Origin of the sequence: Polaromonas sp. A23 (assembly GCF_002001015.1) — a bacterium.
GTDB lineage: Bacteria > Pseudomonadota > Gammaproteobacteria > Burkholderiales > Burkholderiaceae_C > Polaromonas.
This window is the reverse complement of the sequence record NZ_MUNO01000004.1, coordinates 100491-117382: the sequence shown is the minus strand read 5'-3', so window position 1 is coordinate 117382 and position 16892 is coordinate 100491. Positions and strand designations below refer to the sequence as shown.

Sequence of the window (16892 nt, the reverse complement as noted above, 5' to 3'; positions counted from 1 at the left end):
CTTACTGGGCTGTCTGCCGGCCCAAGTCAATGCGGTGGGACAAAAAGCGCCATATGCGCTCATCGTCGCTGAAAGCCACATTAAAGCGGAGCCAACCCGTCGGATGGGGTTCCAGCAGAAACAGCTGCCCTGGGCCGAGCATGATGCCCTCGGGCGTGGCTTCTTTGGACAGGACGGCACCATCGGGAAGGTCCGGGTGCCGCGCCCACAGGTACATGCCGGCCCCCGGCTCATGGAAAAGCTCAAATCCGAGGCCGGTCAGGTTCTTTTCAGTCTTGCGATGGGCCGCTGCCAGCTTCTCCCGAAGCGACTTGAGGTGTTTGCGCCAACGGCCATCGGTCACCACGCCAAAGGTCAGCCGCTCGGAAATGTCCGAAGACGTAAGGCCCGAAATCATCTTGAGCTGGGCCAAATCCTCAATCAGGTCGCCCCGCGCCAGCAGGTAGCCCACACGCAGACTGGGAGAAATTGTTTTTGAATAACTGCCGATGTAGACCACGCGCTGCAGCTGGTCCAGGCTGGCCAGCGTAGACCGCGAGGTTGGGTCCATGTCGGCGTAAATATCGTTCTCTACCAGCGTGAACCCGTGCGCCTCGGCCAGCTGCAGCAAGCGGTGCAGATGGGCCGCCGAGGCAATCGAGCAGGTTGGGCTTTGCAGGCGGGGCTGTGTGAAGAAGGCCTTGGGCTTGTGTACGGCCAGCATCGCCTCCAGCGCAGCAAGGTCGTAACCCGTCGGGGTACGCGGCACGCCCACCAGGTTGGCGCCCAGAAAACGCAGCATGAACATCAGGTTGGGATAACCCGGGCTGTCCACCAGCACGGTGTCGCCCGGCTTGACGAGCTGCCGGGCCACCAGGTCCAGCGCCTGGCTGGACCCTTGTGTCAGCAGGACCTGGTCAACCTCCACCGCTATCTGGTTTTCGGCGAGTGCCTCCGCGATGATCATGCGCAGGGCCATATGCCCATAAGGCAGGCCGTAGCCTTCGAGGGAGGAGCCGTCTGCTGACAGGTGGCGCATGCTGCGGCGAAGCGCGTCGCCGAACAGAAAATCGTGCGGCAACCAGCCGCAACCGGGTTTCATCGGCAGGTTGCGATTTTCAAAAATCTGCTTGAGGTACCAGCGTGCGTCAAATTTCGGTTGCGGAGGCAACGCGTGCGGCGCACCCGATGCACCATCGTCGCCCCTGCGCTTGACGAAAAATCCGGCATTGGCCCGGGAAACAAGCCAGCCCTGGGCTACAAGGCGGTCGTAGGCCTCCACCACAGTGAAGACGCTGACGCCGTGCATGGCCGCAAAAGCGCGAATGGAAGGCAGCTTGACGCCTGCTTTCAGCGCTTGCCCGGCAATCATCCCCCGCAGGCCGTCAACGATCTGGCTCACCAAGGGGGTCTGCAGTTCCGGGCGAAGGGTGAGCATCAAAAAACCAAAAAAGGCAGATTGTGCATCGCAATCCTCATGCACCGGGTTGGGGAATCCATGTACAGGATTCTAGACCCGCACAGTGTGCTGAAAACAGAGCAGCGGTGTACATGGACGGAGCTGGCGCCGGCTTCTAAAGTCCATCCGTTTCCTTTCTCCAACCTGAAATCACCTTCACCATGCAGCCAAACCAGACCTCCAGCAACGCCGCCCTGATGGCGCGCCGCCAAGCCGCCGTGACACGCGGCGTGGGCCAGGCACACGAGATTTTTGTCAGCCGCGCGAAAAACGCCGAACTGTGGGATGTTGAAGGCCGCCGCTATATCGACTTCGCCGGCGGCATCGCCGTCCTCAACACCGGCCACCTGCATACCGAAGTCATTGCCGCGGTCAAAGCCCAGCTCGACCTCTACACACACACCTGCTTTCAGGTGGTCGCCTATGAACCCTACGTTGAACTGGCCGAAAAGCTCAATGCACTGGCGCCCGGCAATTTCGCCAAAAAAACCCTGCTGCTGACCACTGGCGCCGAAGCCGTGGAGAACGCGGTCAAGGTGGCGCGGTCCTATACAAAACGCCCCGGCATCATCGCTTTCACGGGCGGCTACCACGGCCGGACCAATATGACGCTGGGCATGACCGGCAAGGTGGCGCCCTATAAGCTGGGGTTCGGTCCCTTCCCCGGCGAAGTGTTCCATGCGGAATACCCCAACGCGCTGCACGGCGTGAGCATTGACCAGGCACTGCACTCGGTCGAGCAAATCCTCAAGAACGATGTCGAACCCGAGCGCGTGGCGGCCTTCATCATTGAACCGGTGCAGGGCGAAGGAGGCTTTTACATCGCCCCGCCCGAATTCATCAGCCGCCTGAAGGCACTGGCCGACCGACACGGCATTTTGCTGATCGCCGACGAAGTCCAAACCGGCGCTGGCCGCACAGGCACCTGGTATGCCTGCGAACAGTGGCCCGTGGCGCCGGACCTGATTGCCATCGCCAAATCCATGGCAGGCGGTTTCCCAATCTCAGGCCTGGTCGGCCGCGCAGACGTCATGGATGCACCCGGCCCCGGCGGCCTGGGCGGCACCTACGCAGGCAGCCCCATCGGCTGCGCGGCAGCACTGGCCGTACTCAAGGCCTTTGAAAAAGAAAAACTCCTGGCGCGCAGCAAAACCCTGGGCGCGTATTTGGTCAAAGGCTTGCACGCCATTGCAAAAAAGGAAACCTCTATCGGCGACGTGCGCGGCCTGGGCGCCATGGTGGCCATTGAACTCTTTGAAAGCGGGGACCTCGCCCGCCCTGACGCGGCACTCACCAAACGCGTGGTGGCCGAAGCGGCCCGGCGCGGATTGATATTGCTCTCATGCGGCACCTACGGTAACGTGATCAGGGTTCTGGTTCCCCTCACGGCGTCAGACGCCTTGCTGGACGAAGGCCTGCAAATCCTGGCCGACAGCTTCAAAGCATCGCGCTGATCTCCGTGGCAAGTTCAGGAAAGACGATGACCGATAACGATGTCCTTGTGCGCTTTTCAGGCGTGCAGAAAACTTACGACGGCGAACAGCTTGTCGTGCAACAGCTCGACCTCGACATTCATCGCGGGGAATTCCTGAGCCTGCTCGGCCCCTCCGGTTCCGGGAAAACCACCACGCTGATGATGCTGGCCGGCTTCGAGTCACCTACCGCCGGAGAAATTTTTCTCAATGGTTCGCAGATCACCGGCACGCCGCCGCACAAGCGCAACTTCGGCATGGTGTTTCAGAACTATGCGCTGTTCCCGCATCTCACCGTGGGCCAGAACGTGGCCTATCCGCTCACGGTGCGCAAGGTTTCAAAGGCCGACCAGGCAAGCCGTGTGCGGCGGGCGCTCGACATGGTTCGCCTGTCGGGCATGACTGACCGCCTGCCTGGGCAACTGTCAGGCGGCCAGCAGCAACGCGTCGCCCTGGCCCGCGCGCTGGTGTTTGAACCCCAGTTGGTACTGATGGACGAGCCACTGGGCGCACTCGACAAGCAATTGCGCGAGCACATGCAGATCGAGTTGAAAGAGCTGCACAAGCAACTGGGCGTGACCTTTGTCTATGTCACGCACGACCAGGGGGAAGCCTTGACGATGAGCGACCGTGTGGCGGTGTTCAACGATGGGGCCATACAGCAGCTGGCACCGGTAGAGACACTTTATGAGGCGCCTTCCAACCGCTTTGTGGCCGGCTTCGTAGGCGACAGCACGGTACTCAAAGGCAAGGGAAATGCTGCGGGCATTGAATTGCCTGATGGCCGTGTTCTGGGCGGCATCAACGTCAATCAGGCGGCTGCCGGCGCACAGGTCGAAGCCTACATACGACCGGAGCGCATTGTGTTGCACCGCCAGGCGCCGGCTTCACTCGCCGATGTGCTGCCAGCTCGCGTGGCCCGCATCATTTATTTCGGCGACCACCTGCGGCTGCTGTGTGACGTCGGTACCGGCCAGGCGGAAGCCACCGTCAAGCTGCCGCTGACGCTGTTGAACGGCCTGGCACCGCCGCAACCGGGCGAGGCTGTGCATCTGGAATTTCCGGCTGCATTCACCCGAATTTACGCGGCCTGACAGCCCTGTCTCCCGCATCTTTCGACTTTTACGTTTACGTTTACTTTTACCTTTATCAACCACCGAGGAAATAGCACCATGAAGAAAAACATCATCGCCATCGCCATGGCTTCGTGCCTGGCCGTACCCGCGTTCGCGCAGCAGCAGATCACCGTCGTGAACTTCGGCGGCGCCAATGCCAATGCGCAGAAAAAGGCCTACTACGAGCCCTTCGAAAAAGCAGGCACCAAAGTTGTTGCCGTGGAATACAACGGCGAGCAGGCCAAGATCAAGGCCATGGTCGAGACGAAAAAAGTCACCTGGGACGTGGTCGAGGTCGAAGCGCCTGACGTGCAGCGCGGTTGCGATGAGGGCCTGTTTGAAAAAATCGACTTCAGCAAGATCGGCCCCAAGGCAAACTTCCTGCCCGCAGCGGTCAAGGAATGCGGCGTAGGCGTTTTTGTGTGGTCCACCGTGATGGCCTGGAACGCCGACAAAGTCAAAACTGCACCCACAAGCTGGGCCGACTTCTGGGACGTCAAGAAGATCCCCGGCAAGCGCGGCATGCGCAAAGGCGCCCGCTACAACCTCGAGTTCGCACTGATGGCTGACGGCGTCAAGCCCGCCGATGTCTACAAAGTCCTGGCCACCAAAGACGGTGCTGACCGCGCGTTTCGCAAGCTCACAGAACTCAAGCCCAACATCCAGTGGTGGGAAGCCGGCGCCCAGCCTGCCCAGTTCCTCGTGGCCGGCGACGTTGCCCTCAGCACGGTTTACAACGGCCGCATTGACGCTGCCAACCGCGAAGGTCGCAACCTGAAGATCTACTGGCCGGGCGGCATCTATGACCTGGACTACTGGGTCATTCCCAAAGGCGCACCAAACAAGGACGCATCGATGAAATTCATCGCCTTTGCCAGCCAGCCCGCCACCCAGGCCGTCTATGCCCAGAACATTGCCTATGGTCCGGTGAACAACAAGGCTTTGGCCCAGCTCGACAAAAAAGTGCTGGACGATCTGCCAACGTCGCCAGCCAATGCCAAAGAGGCCATCCAGATGAATGTTGGTTTCTGGGCCGACCAGGGCGAGGCGCTTGAAAAACGCTTTGCTGCCTGGGCCACGCAATAAGCCAGCGGAGCACGCACCCCATGAGCAGTATCACCAGCCAGGGCGCCTTTCAGGGAAATGACGCCGCCGCGTTGCGCATCGCGCTGTCGCGCGCCGATGCACGGCGAAAATGGCGCGCCTTTGCGCTCACCGTGCCCTTGCTGGTGTTTTTGCTGCTGACCTTGCTGGTCCCGATTGCGGCCCTGTTGCTGCGCGCCGTTGAAAATCCGGAAGTGGTGGCGGCGCTGCCCCGGACGGTGCAAAGCCTGAAAGGCTGGAACCCCGAGGTCCCACCGGAGCCCGCGAGTTACGCGGCGCTGGTGGAAGACCTGGGCCATCTTCCCGACAGTTCAGATGCCGGCGCACTGGCACGGCGCCTCAACTCCGAAGTGCCCGGTGCGCGCTCCCTCGTGATGGGCACGTACCGCGCGCTACCCATCGCGGGCACTCCTGAGGAAATACAGGCCAGGCTACTCCAGCTCGATCCGCGCTGGGCGGAGCCCCTCTTTTGGCAGGCGATAGCAAAAAACAGTTCCCGCTGGACGCCCGACTATCTGCTGGCATCGGTCGACCTGCAACGCAACAGCAAAGGCAAGGTGGAGCGCATGCCGCCCGACCAACGCGCGTTCGGCGCCATTTTGCTGCGTACCTTCCAGATCAGTTTTCTGGTCACCGTTTTTTGCCTGGCGCTGGGCTACCCGCTGGCCTGGTGGCTGGCCTCCTTGCCGGCGCGCAAAGCGAACCTGCTGATGATCCTGGTTCTGGTGCCCTTCTGGACATCGATTCTGGTACGCGTGGCCGCATGGATCGTCCTGCTGCAATCCGAAGGCCTGGTCAATCGCGGGCTGATGGGCATCGGCCTCATCGACAGCCCCCTGGCCCTGCTGTTCAACCGCGCCGGCGTGGTGATTGCCATGGTGCACATCCTGCTGCCGTTCATGATCCTGCCGCTTTACAGCGTGATGAAAAATGTGCCGGCAACTTACGTGCGTGCCGCCGTTTCCCTGGGTAGCGCCCCACTGTCCGCCTTCTTTCGGGTGTACGTGCCGCAGACCTATCCCGGAATCAGTGCCGGCGCGCTGCTGGTGTTCATTCTCTCGATTGGTTATTACGTCACCCCCGCCCTGCTCGGCGGCGCCGATGACCAGATGCTGAGCTATTACATCGCCCGCTATACCAACGTCGAAGTCAATTGGGGCATGGCCTGCGCGCTGGGCGCCGTGCTGCTGGCGGCCACCATGATTCTTTACAGCGTTTACCGGCGCATCGGCAAGGCCGAACTCAGCATCGGCTGACATCCTTTTTTTTTCAGACGCAGACGCCAATTCACCATGTTCAAAATCAAAGGGCCCGCCTTTCCCCGCTACGCCACCCTGGCAGACAAAGCCGGCTGGTGGCTGGTGCGCGCCGCCTGCGTCGCCATTCTGGTTTTTCTGCTGGCCCCCATCCTGGTCATGGTGCCGCTGTCTTTTTCAGACAGCTCGTTCCTGACCTACCCCATTCCAGGCTGGTCGCTGAAGTGGTACCAGAACCTGCTGGATTCACCGGAATGGGCGAGGGCTGCGAAAAACAGCTTCATCGTGGCCCCCGCTGCAACCGTGATCGCCACTGCGCTGGGTACTCTGGCGGCCGTCGGCCTGTCCAGAACCAATTTCCGGTTCAAGAGCCTTCTCATGGGGATTCTCATTGCGCCCATGGTGGTCCCCATCGTGGTAGTTGGTGTGGCCACCTACCTGTACTTCGCCCCACTGGGTCTGGCCGACAGCTACTTCGGGCTGATTGTGGTGCACGCTGCCTTGGGCGCGCCGTTTGTGCTGACCACCGTACTCGCGACGCTTGCGGGTTTCAATCACAACCTGGTCAGGGCCTCCCTCAGCCTGGGCGAAACACCCCTCCGGACGTTTTTCAGGATCACCCTGCCGGTCATCGCGCCGGGCGTGATCTCCGGTGCGCTGTTTGCGTTTGCCACGTCATTTGATGAAGTGGTGGTCACGCTATTCCTGGCCGGCGCGGAGCAAGCCACCCTGCCACGGCAGATGTTCACCGGCATCCGGGAGAACATTTCACCCACGATTGCGGCCGTTGCCGCATTGCTGATTCTGTTTACGACAACCCTGCTCCTGTTGCTTGAATGGCTGCGCGGGCGCCGGCGCTGAGCGCCCACCCCTGACCGGCCCCCGGGAAGCAGGTGGCCACAAAACGCCCTGGCCCGAAACCGGTCAAAATTAACCCATCCCCCAGATACCCCACTTTTCCAGGACATTCCCCATGGACATGAAGACCTCCCCCATTTCGCTGCTCAAAGACCCCAGCCTGCTCAAGACCGACGCCCTGATCAACGGCCAGTGGATCAAGGGTACCAGCCGCTTTGACGTGAACGACCCCGCCACCGGCCTGAAGCTCACCGACGTCGCCAACCTCGGCGCCAGCGATGCCGAAGCCGCCATTGCCGCAGCCAATGCTGCCTGGCCCGCCTGGCGCAGCAAAACCGGCAAGGAGCGCCACGCGATTTTGCTCAAGTGGTACCAGCTGCTGATGGCCAACCAGGAGGATCTGGGCCGCATCATGACCGCCGAACAGGGCAAGCCTTTTGCCGAAGCCAAGGGCGAAATCGCCTACGGCGCGAGTTTTGTCGAATGGTTTGCCGAAGAAGCAAAACGCGTCAACGGCGAAACCCTGCCCCAGTTCGACAACAACCGCCGCCTGATGGTGCTCAAGCAACCCATCGGCGTGTGCGCCGCCATCACACCCTGGAACTTCCCGCTGGCGATGATCACCCGCAAGGTCGCCCCGGCCCTGGCCGCCGGCTGCCCGGTGGTCATCAAGCCGGCCGAGCTGACCCCCCTGACCGCCCTGGCGGCCGCCGAGCTGGCCATTCGCGCTGGTATCCCGGCTGGCGTGCTCAACATCCTGACAGCCGACAGCAACAACTCCATCGCCATCGGCAAGGTGTTTTGCGCCAGCGATGTGGTGCGCCACATCAGCTTCACCGGCTCCACCGAGGTCGGCCGCATCCTGATGGCGCAAAGCGCACCCTCGGTCAAGAAACTCGCACTCGAGCTCGGCGGCAACGCTCCTTTCATCGTGTTTGACGATGCCGACATCGACTCCGCCGTTGAAGGCGCGATGGCCAGCAAGTACCGCAATGCGGGCCAGACCTGCGTGTGTGCCAACCGCATTTATGTGCAGGACGGCGTGTATGACCAGTTTGTCGAAAAGTTTGCCGCCAAGGTGAAACTGCTCAAGGTAGGCAACGGCTTCGAGGATGGGGTGGTGCAAGGTCCGCTGATTGAAGACTCGGCCGTCGAGAAAGTCCAGCGCCATGTGGAAGACGCGCTGGCCAAAGGCGGCAAGCTGCTGGCCGGGGGCCACCACATCAAGGGTCAATTCTTTGAACCCACGGTGGTGTCTGAAGCCACTGCAGGCATGCTTTGCGCCCGGGAAGAAACCTTCGGTCCGTTCGCACCGGTGTTCCGCTTCAAGCACGAGCAGGAAGCCATTGACGCAGCGAACAACACCGAGTTCGGCCTGGCCAGCTATTTCTACAGCCGCGACGTGGGCCGCATCTTCAGGGTGGCCGAGGCACTCGAATACGGCATGGTGGGCATCAACGCTGGCGTCATTGCAACCGAGCATGTACCCTTTGGGGGCGTCAAGCAGTCGGGTCTGGGCCGCGAAGGCTCGCGCCATGGCATGGACGAGTACCTGGAAATGAAATACCTTTGCATGGGAGACATCCTCAAATGAACCGCAGACTTCTTCTCCAGGCCGGCCTGGCCGGGGCCGCAACGCTGTTTGCTCCTGTTTTTATAGCTGCTTATGCCCAGGGGACGGGGGCAAGCGGCCAAAAACGTTACAAGCTGGTGATCCAGGTCAGCGACAACGACCCGGCCAAATGGAACCTGGCGCTCAACAACGCCAAAAACGTACAGGACGATGTGGGCGCCGCCAACGTGGACATCGCCATCGTCGCCTACGGCCCCGGCATAGGCATGCTCAAGCTCGAATCACCCACCGGGGCGCGTGTCGCCGACGCAATGAAAGCCAATGTACGGGTCGTTGCCTGTGAAAACACCATGCGCGCCCAAAAGCTGGGCAAGGACGACATGCTGCCCGCCATCAGCTACGTGCCGGCAGGCGTGACAGAAATCATGAAAAAACAGGGTGAAGGCTGGGCTTACCTGCGGCCCTGAGTTTTTGTTCTGAAAACCGCGCTGATGGTTTTACAATCAGGCCACGCGGGTGTAGTTCAATGGTAGAACTTTTGCTTCCCAAGCAAATAGCGTGGGTTCGATTCCCATCACCCGCTCCAGACAAAATGAAAAGGCCCTTCCGGGCCTTTTCTTTTTTCATCGCAACCGCCTGTTGCAGCGGCCCTGCTTTTTTAATGCAGTTTGCAGCCAGTCTTCGCCTGCAGGGCTTCCCGCGTGACGCCTGGCGCCAGTTCAACCACCTTGAGGCCCTCCGGCGTCACGTCCATGACGGCCAGGTCGGTGATGATGCGATCCACCACGCCAACCCCGGTCAGCGGCAAGGTGCATTTTTCCAGGAGCTTCAAGTCCTCCGTGCCGTCTTTTTTCTTCGCCACATGCTCCATCAGCACGATCACGCGTTTGACGCCGGCCACCAGGTCCATCGCGCCGCCCATGCCCTTGATCATCTTGCCCGGAATCATCCAGTTGGCCAGGTCGCCGTGTTCGCTGACCTGCATGGCCCCGAGGATGCTGAGGTTGATCTTGCCGCCGCGGATCATGGCAAAGCTGTCGTGGCTGCCGAAAATCGCCGACCCCTTGATGGTGGTGACGGTCTGCTTGCCGGCGTTGATCAGGTCAGCGTCCACCTCGTCTTCATACGGGAACGGGCCAATGCCGAGCATGCCGTTCTCGCTTTGCAGCCACACCTCGATGTGGTCGGGTACAAAATTGGCCACCAGCGTCGGGATGCCGATGCCGAGGTTCACATAAAAACCGTCTTCGAGTTCCTGCGCCGCGCGTGCGGCCATTTGATCCTGGGTCCATGCCATGTTCGTGCTCCTCAAACTTTACGGTCGCGGGTGGTGCGCTTTTCAATTCGCTTCTCGGGCGTGGGGTTGTGCACGATGCGGTGCACGTAGATCCCGGGCAGGTGGATGTCGTCAGGCGCCAGCTCGCCGGTGGCGACGATGCGCTCCACTTCCACGATGCAGATCCTGCCCGCCATCGCTGCGGCCGGGTTGAAATTGCGCGCCGTCAGGTTGAAGCGCAGGTTGCCCGAGCGGTCGGCGATGTCGGCCTTGATCAGCGCCACGTCAGGCACCAGGGAACGCTCCATCAGATAGGTTTCGCCATCGAACTCACGCAGTTCCTTGCCTTCCGCAACGAGGGTGCCGACACCGGTTTTCGTGAAAAATGCCGGGATGCCGGCGCCGCCGGCGCGCAGCTTCTCGGCCAGCGTGCCCTGCGGCGTGAACTCCAGCTCCAGCTCGCCGGCCAGGTATTGGCGCTCGAACTCCTTGTTTTCGCCCACGTAGCTGGAAATCATTTTTTTGATCTGCCGTGTCTCCAGCAGCTTGCCCAGGCCGAAGCCGTCGACCCCTGCGTTGTTGGAGATCACGGTGAGGTTTTGGACCTGGCTGGCCTTCAGCGCTTCAATCAGCGCCTCGGGAATGCCGCACAGGCCGAAACCGCCCACAGCCATCAACTGGCCGTCCTTGACGACGCCCTTCAGGGCCTCGGCAGCGGAGGGAAAAAGTTTGTTCACAAAAATCTCCTGGAGAACTTCAACACGAACTTCAAAAGCTTTACGATACTACCTATCTTTATACGTAGTTCTCCCTAAAGTCTAACCCGCAGCCCGGACGCATCGCAACAACATGGACATTGACTACCGCCTGGCTTTCGACATGGCGCCTGTAGGCCTGGTGCTGTCGCGCAACCGCTCCATTGTTGATTGCAACCAGCACGTGTGTGAGATGTTTGGTGCAACGCGCGAGCAACTGATCGGGCAATCGTTTCAGATTCTTTATCCCAGCGCGGATGAATATGAGCGCATAGGCGCACGCATGTTGCCCATCCTCAATACCAAAGGCCACTACGCGGACGACCGGATCATGAAGCGGGTGGACGGCCGCCTCAAAGGCGAAACCTTCTGGTGCCACGTGACCGGGCGTGCGCTCAACCGCGCGGCGCCGCATGAGGCCGGAATCTGGACCTTCGAAGACCTCAGCTCGCGCCGACCGGTGAAGGCCGAACTCACCGCGCGTGAGCGCGAGGTCGCTGCGCACCTGCTGGACGGCATGACTTCCAAGGAGATCGGCCGCGCCCTCGTCATCAGCCATCGCACGGTGGAAATCTACCGCGCGCGCCTGATGCGAAAGTACAAGGCGTCCACCACCGCCGACCTTGTGCATAAATTGATGGAAGGCTGACGCCTGCCTTGGCTGCTAGCGGTACAGCCTCAGGAGAGCAGCAGGCCCTGCTCATTGAGAGCATCAAGATGGCCGAAAGGCAGCGCCTGCTTGACCAGAACCACCGTGCAAGGTGCAGCCATGGCCACCTTGATGGGGACCGTCGCCAGCAATCGCTGCATCTGCAAGCCATGTGTGGCCGCGCCCATCACGATCATGCTCACATGATTGCCTTCGGCATAACGCAGCAAGGCCTGCGCAACATCGCCGGATTCGAGGATATGGAAAGACACACTCTGCCCGTTCAGTTCCAGCGGCTGGGCCCATTGCCGCAACATGCCGAGGTAACGCCGGTGAACCGTGGTTTCGCTCGACGCCGTGTCATGGCCTGGCGTCTCGCCGGGACTGATGACACTGACGCACGCCAGCCGCGCGCCGGGCGCGGTACCGAGCGCACGCGCCACCGCCATGCGCAGTGAATACAGCGTGGCATCGCTCACGTCACGGTTCGGGACAGCCACCATGATGATGGGTACTTCAGCGATCTGGCGTGACGGCATCGCGCTGGGCCGGTAGTGCATGCCGGCGGCGCGCACCCAGCGTTTGCAATGTGCCCAGAAGCCCGTCGGCTGCTCGCGGCGTCCGAGTTCGGTCACCTCGATCTGGCCGGGATGGGACAGGTCAAAAGCCACAAGTGCGGCCGACGCGTAACGGCGATCAGCCTCGGGTTCGAGGCACCGCAGGATCACCTGCTGCAGCCACTCGGGCAGGTCCGGTCGCAGCCTGCGCGGCGGCACCGGGTCCATCCAAAGTCGCTGGCGCAGCCCGCCTTTGGTCAGCGGATTGCCAAACGGCAGTTCACGCGTGGCCAGCTCATAAAGCATGACACCGATGGCAAAGATGTCGCTGCGCGGATCGCCGCGCACACCCACCACCTGCTCGGGCGCCATCCAGGTGGGCGACCCGACGGCGGGCCGAAGCTCTTCGGCCAGAAGATCGGGGTAGCGGGCGTGACAGGACAACCCGAAATCAAGCAACACCGCAAGGCCGTCCGGCCGTATCAGTACATTCGCCGGCTTGAGGTCGAGATGGCAGGCGTCCTGCAGGTGCAGGCTGTGCACGGCCTGCGCCACGGCCGCGCCCAGCCGCGCAATTTCCTCAAGCGGCAGGGGCTCAGCGTTGGCATCCAGCCGCTGCTGAAGGGTTTGGCCGGCGACATGCTCCATGACCAGATAGGGCAGCTTTTCCAGATCGCCAGCAGCCACCAGACGCGGCACGTGGGCGCCCGTCAGCACCGAGAGGATTTGCAGTTCCACCTCGAACCCGACGATGTTTTCAGCACCGTCGCCCGCGGTCATGCGTGGCACTTTCATGACCATGGGAAAAGGCCTCCGCTGCGCAGCAGCGGCATAAGCCACTTGGTAGATATGCGCCATGCCGCCTGCATGCAGGCAGGTGCCTACGCGAAAGCCATCAACCACCGTGCCGGGCTCCAGCAGCTTCACAGACCGCGCTCCAGCCGCTGCGCGAAAGGCTCCGGCAGCCCCGCCGCCCGGATGCAGGCGGCAGCGGCCAGGTGGTCATAGGCCACCCGGTAAAAGGTCATCTCGGCCCGGCCTGCGTCAAACATGGCATACATGGCAGGCGTGGCGCCGTCACGCGGTTGCCCGACCGATCCTACGGTGGCTATCCATCGACGATGTGGCGGCAACGGGATGGGGCTGCCCGGTGTCGGATCAAAGCGCATGAGCGCCTGGTTTGCATTGCGGAAATACAGTGTTTGATGATGCACATGACCGCCAAAGACATAACGCACGCCTGCGTCTTCGCAGGCCGCATTGAGGCTGGCCGCGGCCCGATGCACACTGTCTACATACAGCCACCGCTGCGGCGCGTCTGCGCTGGCGTGCACCAGAAAAACCTCTCCGTCGGTGGCAGTCATCGGCAGACCATCGAGGAATTCCAGCGCGGAGGCATCCAGCTGGGAACGGGTCCATGCGGCGCCACCGGCCTCCAGCGTGCCGGCCTGCGCGAGAGGATTCACCGCCAGCGCGTCGTGATTGCCCTGAAGGACGATGGCGCCCTCCTCCGCGAGCGCCCGGACGCGGCGCACCACCTCGGCCGGTTGCGCGCCATAACCCACCAGATCACCGAGCACGGCAAAACGGACGACCCCATTCGCGCGCGCATGGCTTACACACGCCTCAAAGGCGTGCAGATTGGCGTGAATGTCGGACAGCAGCGCAATTTTCATGATCGATTCCGGGCTTGGCCCATCATCGTGCTGCAAGCTGATGCCAAACTTGCATTCAACGCGTCCGCCTTTGCACCTTCTGCCTATCGGAGACGCCTGCCTCAATCGCTATGATATTGATAGCTACCTAGTACCGTACGACAAGGGCCGGAAGCCGAAAGTACCTGAATTTTTTACTGAAAGCAGGAAAAAGCAGGAAATTGCCGCTGACGAAGCTCACCTCTGCGGCCCTGCCCACGCCCTGCGCTGTACTCTCGCGAAGTTCAGACGGCGTCCAGATCTTCGGCGCGACGGATCGATTCGCGCGAGCGATGGTCGCGCAATTTGTCCAGCGTGTGTTCGAGCAAACGCTTGAGCTTGTCGCTGGCGCCGCGGAAAGCCAGGTCCTGGCTGGAAGCGTCGTGGTTCACGGCCACCGGCTCGTGATGGGCAAGCCGGGCTTCCATCGTGCAACGCTTGTGGCCGTTGCTGGCCTTGTCGCTGTTCTCCTCACTCATGTGCACTTCAACGCGGGTGATGTCGTCCTTGAAGCGGCGCAAGGATTCATTGAGTTCCGTATTCGCCCATCGCTCAAACGACTCGCCGGTGTGGACGGTGTGATTGGAGTTGACTTGAATTTGCATCTATGTTTTTCCTTTCAGGCTGCAGCAGCGCAAAGCAACAGGTGTGCGGCCAGCAAGCCCCCGAAATGGAGGCCGGAAAATTCATTGTGCGCCTGCAAGCCGCGCGGGCTGTAGTCCTCATTCGCATGCCCGGGTAAGGCCTGCGTTTATTGAAAATGGACAGCCCCACAGCGCATTTCCCGCCGCATTCAGCCGCGGTTCGAAATTTCGGCGGTTATGCATTCGCTATCAATTCAATAGCTACTTGTGTCCGCAGCCATTGGGCAAATGGCCAAAATCATCAACACTCAGCGCTCAAACAGCCCTGGGCACGTCGACCACCTCCGCGGCCGTGTGGAAAGCGTCCACGGCAGCGGACAGGCCACAGTCAATGCTGGCGTGCAGCAGCACGTCCTGCGGCCAGCGGGTCAGCCCGCGTGCCACTGCGCCAGGTTGGCCAGCATCGCCAGCAGGCCCGCGCTGTTGATGGCGGCGCCGACGGAGAGGCGCAGCGCCTTCATGCCACGGCCTCTTTTGCCACGGACAGCGGCTTGGCTGCCTGGACACTCGCCGCCGCCAGGGCCGCCAGCTTGCGCGCCACTGCCGCGCCATAGGCCGGGTCGGCCTTGGTGAAGTGGCCGATCTGCACCTGCTGGACGTCCCTGCTCACATCCTTCAAGGCACCCGCAATGTTGCTGGTCAGTCGGTCCTGCGCGTCCGGCTTCATCACGCGGAACAGGTTGCCCGCCTGGGTGAAATCGTCCGAGGTGCCACGCTCGTCATACCGCCCTGCCATCCCGTTGAGTGACAGGCCCGCGTCGCCATGGCCCAGCCCGCTCGGCGAAGTACCGGCCGCCGCAACGGTCTCATAGTTTTGCGCTGAACCGCCGTTGTCGATCGCCATCTGGCCGTCGCGCTGCTGGTTGTGGAAGGGGCAGCGCGCGCGATTCACCGGCAGGTGCTGGTGATTGGTGCCCACGCGGTACAGCTGCGCGTCGTGGTACGCAAAGAGGCGCCCCTGCAGCATCTTGTCGGGGCTGTAGCCCATGCCCGGCACGATGTTGGCCGGCGAGAACGCCGCCTGCTCGACGTGCGCGTGGTAGTTGTCGGGGTTGCGGTTGAGCTCGAGCACGCCGACGGGAATGCGCGGGAAATCGCCGTATGGCCAGACCTTGGTCAGGTCAAACGGGTTCCAGCCCGTGCGGTTTTCCCAGGCCACAGCCTCGGCTTCGGTCATGACCTGAATGGACACGTCCCACTGCGGGAAGTTGCCCGCGGCAATGGCGTTAAACAGGTCACGCTGCGCGTGATCGGGGTCAGTGCCCGCCAGGCGCGCGGCTTCGTCGGCGCTCAGGTTCTTGATGCCCTGCTTCGTCTTCAGGTGCCACTTGGCCCAGACACGCTCACCCGCAGCGTTGATCAGGCTGAAGGTATGGCTGCCGAAACCATCCATATGCCGATAGCCGTCGGGCGTGCCACGGTCGCTGAACAACATCGTGACCTGGTGCAGTGACTCGGGCGCCTTGCTCCAGAAGTCCCACATCATCTGGGCCGACTTCAGGTTGGTCTGTGGGTCGCGCTTTTGCGTGTGCACAAAGTCGGGAAACTTGATCGGATCCTTGATGAAGAACATGGGCGTGTTGTTGCCCACCAGGTCCCAGTTGCCCTCTTCGGTATAGAAGCGCATGGCGAAGCCGCGCGGATCGCGTTCGGTGTCGGCGCTGCCCTTTTCACCGCCCACCGTGGAAAAGCGGACAAAGGTTTCCGTCTTCTTGCCCACGGCATTGAACAAACGGGCTTTGGTGTACCGGCTGATGTCATGGGTCACTGTGAAAGTGCCGTAGGCGCCGGAGCCTTTGGCGTGGACCACGCGCTCGGGAATGCGTTCGCGGTTGAAGTGCTGGAGTTTCTCGATCAGGTGAAAGTCCTGCAGCAGAAGCGGGCCTCGCGGACCTGCGCTGAGGCTGTTCTGGTTGTCGACGACGGGGATGCCGGACGCGGTGGTCAGAGGGGGGTGTTGACTCATGAAAAGGACTCCTGCTGTTGAAAAAGGTGGGGCATGCACGAATGCTAGAAGCACCTCATCAATAAACAAAGTCAATTAAATAAATTCAACCGATAGTTTTTTACAAAAACCTGAAACACCCCTTCCGACGGCGCTAACGCGGCGACCCAGGCATTCACAAAGCGGCCCGAAGCGCCTTGACAGGCGCCGGCCCATTCGCATTCAGATACGCAGTGGGATCCGAATGCAGCAGGGACGCATCGGGCTCGGGCAACAGGGTCGATGTGGCCAGGGATGAGTGGTCTATCACCACGGCAGCACCTGGAACCGGTTTGGCGGAAGCAGCGGGTTTCTCAAACGGTTCGATCCCGCCAGCCTGGGCAATGCCATGGGCGATCAGGGCCGAGCCTGCAACCAGGATGATGGCCACGAGCGCAAGCACGAGGCCGGTGCCGCGTGGCCGGTGGAAGGCGGTGGTGCGCATGGTGTGGGCGTTCACGCGGTAGCCTGAATCGCTTTTGAAATTGGCAATAGCTTTCATGGCAGAAGGCCTCGC

General features: G+C 61.5%; 17 protein-coding genes and 1 tRNA gene. 9 read left to right on the top strand and 9 right to left on the bottom strand.

Annotated elements, in window-relative coordinates; all coding sequences use genetic code 11:
- Position 1: 1 nt before the first annotated feature.
- On the bottom strand, positions 2–1417 hold the full coding sequence (locus B0B52_RS01395; protein ID WP_077591839.1) for a PLP-dependent aminotransferase family protein: 1416 nt from the start codon (positions 1415–1417) through the stop codon (positions 2–4).
- Between the two features lie 182 nt (positions 1418–1599).
- On the opposite strand from B0B52_RS01395, the gene gabT reads away from it, so the two are divergent.
- From gabT to B0B52_RS01355, 8 genes are all read left to right on the top strand, one after another.
- Complete coding sequence (gabT, locus tag B0B52_RS01390; protein WP_077591814.1) at positions 1600–2892, top strand: 4-aminobutyrate--2-oxoglutarate transaminase; 1293 nt, start codon at positions 1600–1602, stop codon at positions 2890–2892.
- Between the two features lie 26 nt (positions 2893–2918).
- The gene (locus tag B0B52_RS01385; protein ID WP_077591813.1) at positions 2919–4004 is read left to right on the top strand and encodes an ABC transporter ATP-binding protein; all 1086 of its coding nucleotides are present in this window, start codon (positions 2919–2921) and stop codon (positions 4002–4004) included.
- 78 nt (positions 4005–4082) lie between these two features.
- The gene (locus B0B52_RS01380) at positions 4083–5111 is read left to right on the top strand and encodes an ABC transporter substrate-binding protein (protein ID WP_077591812.1); all 1029 of its coding nucleotides are present in this window, start codon (positions 4083–4085) and stop codon (positions 5109–5111) included.
- 20 nt (positions 5112–5131) lie between these two features.
- Complete coding sequence (locus tag B0B52_RS01375) at positions 5132–6385, top strand: ABC transporter permease (protein WP_077591811.1); 1254 nt, start codon at positions 5132–5134, stop codon at positions 6383–6385.
- 36 nt (positions 6386–6421) lie between these two features.
- The gene (locus tag B0B52_RS01370; protein WP_077591810.1) at positions 6422–7246 is read left to right on the top strand and encodes an ABC transporter permease; all 825 of its coding nucleotides are present in this window, start codon (positions 6422–6424) and stop codon (positions 7244–7246) included.
- Between the two features lie 112 nt (positions 7247–7358).
- The gene (locus B0B52_RS01365; protein WP_077591809.1) at positions 7359–8837 is read left to right on the top strand and encodes an NAD-dependent succinate-semialdehyde dehydrogenase; all 1479 of its coding nucleotides are present in this window, start codon (positions 7359–7361) and stop codon (positions 8835–8837) included.
- Positions 8834–9283, top strand: coding sequence for a DsrE family protein (locus B0B52_RS01360; protein WP_077591808.1), 450 nt, complete (start codon positions 8834–8836; stop codon positions 9281–9283). Before B0B52_RS01365 ends, B0B52_RS01360 begins: the two co-directional genes overlap by 4 nt.
- A gap of 45 nt (positions 9284–9328) precedes the next feature.
- Positions 9329–9402 (top strand) — tRNA-Gly (locus B0B52_RS01355).
- A 72-nt stretch (positions 9403–9474) separates the two neighbouring features.
- On the opposite strand, the gene B0B52_RS01350 is transcribed toward B0B52_RS01355, so the two are convergent.
- Positions 9475–10113, bottom strand: coding sequence for a CoA transferase subunit B (locus B0B52_RS01350; protein ID WP_077591807.1), 639 nt, complete (start codon positions 10111–10113; stop codon positions 9475–9477).
- 11 nt (positions 10114–10124) lie between these two features.
- Complete coding sequence (locus B0B52_RS01345) at positions 10125–10829, bottom strand: CoA transferase subunit A (protein WP_077591806.1); 705 nt, start codon at positions 10827–10829, stop codon at positions 10125–10127.
- Between the two features lie 112 nt (positions 10830–10941).
- Here B0B52_RS01345 and B0B52_RS01340 point away from each other — a divergent pair, with 112 nt between their 5' ends.
- A complete protein-coding gene (locus B0B52_RS01340; RefSeq protein WP_077591805.1) occupies positions 10942–11496 on the top strand; it encodes a PAS and helix-turn-helix domain-containing protein in 555 nt (184 codons plus the stop codon).
- A 29-nt stretch (positions 11497–11525) separates the two neighbouring features.
- Here the strand turns inward: B0B52_RS01340 and B0B52_RS01335 are convergent, their stop codons facing one another.
- The 6 genes from B0B52_RS01335 to B0B52_RS01315 form a co-directional block, all read right to left on the bottom strand.
- The gene (locus B0B52_RS01335) at positions 11526–12980 is read right to left on the bottom strand and encodes a bifunctional serine/threonine-protein kinase/universal stress protein (protein WP_077591804.1); all 1455 of its coding nucleotides are present in this window, start codon (positions 12978–12980) and stop codon (positions 11526–11528) included.
- Entirely contained in the window at positions 12977–13729 is a 753-nt protein-coding gene (locus B0B52_RS01330) for a metallophosphoesterase (protein ID WP_077591803.1), read from the bottom strand. The genes B0B52_RS01335 and B0B52_RS01330 overlap by 4 nt, the downstream gene beginning before the upstream one ends.
- A gap of 263 nt (positions 13730–13992) precedes the next feature.
- Positions 13993–14352 carry an HPF/RaiA family ribosome-associated protein gene (locus tag B0B52_RS01325; RefSeq protein ID WP_077591802.1) on the bottom strand — a complete coding sequence of 120 codons (360 nt, stop codon included), beginning with the start codon at positions 14350–14352 and terminating at the stop codon, positions 13993–13995.
- Between the two features lie 294 nt (positions 14353–14646).
- Positions 14647–14775: a hypothetical protein gene (locus B0B52_RS21970; RefSeq protein ID WP_371327349.1), complete on the bottom strand. Its 129-nt coding sequence runs from the start codon at positions 14773–14775 to the stop codon at positions 14647–14649.
- Between the two features lie 73 nt (positions 14776–14848).
- Positions 14849–16357 carry a catalase gene (locus B0B52_RS01320; protein WP_077591801.1) on the bottom strand — a complete coding sequence of 503 codons (1509 nt, stop codon included), beginning with the start codon at positions 16355–16357 and terminating at the stop codon, positions 14849–14851.
- A gap of 154 nt (positions 16358–16511) precedes the next feature.
- Positions 16512–16877 (bottom strand): hypothetical protein, encoded by a 366-nt coding sequence (locus tag B0B52_RS01315; protein WP_077591800.1) that lies wholly within the window; start codon positions 16875–16877, stop codon positions 16512–16514.
- Positions 16878–16892: the final 15 nt, after the last annotated feature.

What these genes read in the sequence shown, in the direction of transcription:
- B0B52_RS01395 (WP_077591839.1), bottom strand. Translation starts at nt 1,417, where the DNA reads ATGCTCACCCTTCGCCCGGAACTGCAGACCCCCTTGGTGAGCCAGATC.
- gabT (WP_077591814.1), top strand. Translation starts at nt 1,600, where the DNA reads ATGCAGCCAAACCAGACCTCCAGCAACGCCGCCCTGATGGCGCGCCGC.
- B0B52_RS01385 (WP_077591813.1), top strand. Translation starts at nt 2,919, where the DNA reads ATGACCGATAACGATGTCCTTGTGCGCTTTTCAGGCGTGCAGAAAACT.
- B0B52_RS01380 (WP_077591812.1), top strand. Translation starts at nt 4,083, where the DNA reads ATGAAGAAAAACATCATCGCCATCGCCATGGCTTCGTGCCTGGCCGTA.
- B0B52_RS01375 (WP_077591811.1), top strand. Translation starts at nt 5,132, where the DNA reads ATGAGCAGTATCACCAGCCAGGGCGCCTTTCAGGGAAATGACGCCGCC.
- B0B52_RS01370 (WP_077591810.1), top strand. Translation starts at nt 6,422, where the DNA reads ATGTTCAAAATCAAAGGGCCCGCCTTTCCCCGCTACGCCACCCTGGCA.
- B0B52_RS01365 (WP_077591809.1), top strand. Translation starts at nt 7,359, where the DNA reads ATGGACATGAAGACCTCCCCCATTTCGCTGCTCAAAGACCCCAGCCTG.
- B0B52_RS01360 (WP_077591808.1), top strand. Translation starts at nt 8,834, where the DNA reads ATGAACCGCAGACTTCTTCTCCAGGCCGGCCTGGCCGGGGCCGCAACG.
- B0B52_RS01350 (WP_077591807.1), bottom strand. Translation starts at nt 10,113, where the DNA reads ATGGCATGGACCCAGGATCAAATGGCCGCACGCGCGGCGCAGGAACTC.
- B0B52_RS01340 (WP_077591805.1), top strand. Translation starts at nt 10,942, where the DNA reads ATGGACATTGACTACCGCCTGGCTTTCGACATGGCGCCTGTAGGCCTG.
- B0B52_RS01330 (WP_077591803.1), bottom strand. Translation starts at nt 13,729, where the DNA reads ATGAAAATTGCGCTGCTGTCCGACATTCACGCCAATCTGCACGCCTTT.
- B0B52_RS01325 (WP_077591802.1), bottom strand. Translation starts at nt 14,352, where the DNA reads ATGCAAATTCAAGTCAACTCCAATCACACCGTCCACACCGGCGAGTCG.
- B0B52_RS01320 (WP_077591801.1), bottom strand. Translation starts at nt 16,357, where the DNA reads ATGAGTCAACACCCCCCTCTGACCACCGCGTCCGGCATCCCCGTCGTC.
- B0B52_RS01315 (WP_077591800.1), bottom strand. Translation starts at nt 16,877, where the DNA reads ATGAAAGCTATTGCCAATTTCAAAAGCGATTCAGGCTACCGCGTGAAC.